A 1,296-nucleotide genomic window follows, 5' to 3' on the forward strand; every position below is an offset into this window, starting at 1 on the left:
GGCCCTACCAACTGCTTGGGTGGTCTTTTGGCGGACTGGCGGTCTACGAGATGGCGCGCCAGCTGAAGGCGGCCGGCGAGGATGTCTCCTTCCTGTGCATGCTCGACGCGCTGATCGCCAGCGGTGAGCCACCCAGCCGGAAGTGGCCGGACCAACAGGCGCTGCTCTACATGCTGAAGGTGTATGACCTGATCGGCGACAGCAGCGAACTGGACGAACTGCAGCATCTGGCATCGACCGCTGAAAGTCGCCAACAGCTACTGCAGCGCGCATTGGCGTTCTTCAAACGCAAGCAGATCTATCCCGAGGCCGCTAGTATCGAGGAACTTGACCGACAGCTATCTGCGATCAAGGATGTCATTCACATGAGCATGCACTATCAGCCCGATCGATACGAAGGTGACTTGGTGTACGTCGGTGCCATGGACGATGACCACGACGTTCACGCAATGGTGGGGCGCTGGACCGAACTTGTGGATGGCCACATCGACCTCCTGAAGGTCGATATGCGCCACAACYGGATGTTCGACGACGCCCATATCGGACAGATCGGACAGATCGTCAGTGAGCGATTGAGGCTGCGCGACAGGGAGCTGGTTGACTGAGCGCATAGACCCAGCGCAATGCGCGCGCCCGTTGGACGCGCGCATTGCAGGTCCGCTCCAGGCTGCGACTACCCGCGCCTCCTGCCGATGGTCAGGCAGAAACTTCGTAAACGATGCTCTCTTCCGCGCCTTTGTCCGAATTGATGATGCCGGCGCCGGCCCCACGTTCCATCAAGCGCAGCCAGCAACCGGAATACTGATCGCCAAAGCCGTAGATGCCCCAGACGACGTTGAAAACGCCAAATCCGCTCTCGCCGCGTTGGCCATAGAACGGAAGCGACTGGCAGAACTCCTGCACCAACCAGTTTCCACTTGCCAAGCCTCGCATGACCAGTCTGATCCAGTCCTGGGTTGCCTGGTACTTGCCGACAAAAACGTCATCCCCTTTTCCACCCATCGCAACCTTGATTACGAATCGATCCTTGTTGCGCAGCAGCAGGGAGGGCAGGTCCTCCATAGCACCTTCGAATTCAACTCTGCCAGCGCGGAGCGGTGTTGCCCAAGGCAGGAAGCGTTCGATGATCGTGCACTCTTCATCGCTGAAAGACGCATGCTTGCGATGCCTGTAAAGCAAGGCAAGGGACCGTTTGTCCGCCAAGACCCACTGCAGCGTATTGTCACTCCAGATGATCTGCCCGGTGACGCTGGCCCGGAACAAGCCGGCCGGTGGGTCGTCGTGCGCGGAAAGAAT

The 1,296-nt window shown here is 59.2% G+C and carries 2 protein-coding genes; one reads left to right on the top strand and one right to left on the bottom strand.

Annotation, left to right across the window (positions count from 1 at the left end; genetic code table 11):
* Positions 1 to 605 (top strand): thioesterase domain-containing protein (locus tag ACXJKH_RS20670; protein WP_457322191.1); only part of this gene is annotated, 605 nt, incomplete at its 5' end.
* Between the two features lie 91 nt (positions 606 to 696).
* Here the strand turns inward: ACXJKH_RS20670 and ACXJKH_RS20675 are convergent.
* The coding region (locus tag ACXJKH_RS20675) for a hypothetical protein (protein ID WP_457322193.1) at positions 697 to 1,296 on the bottom strand (600 nt) is incomplete at its 5' end.

It is taken from the genome of Stenotrophomonas sp. P5_B8, from assembly GCF_054049855.1.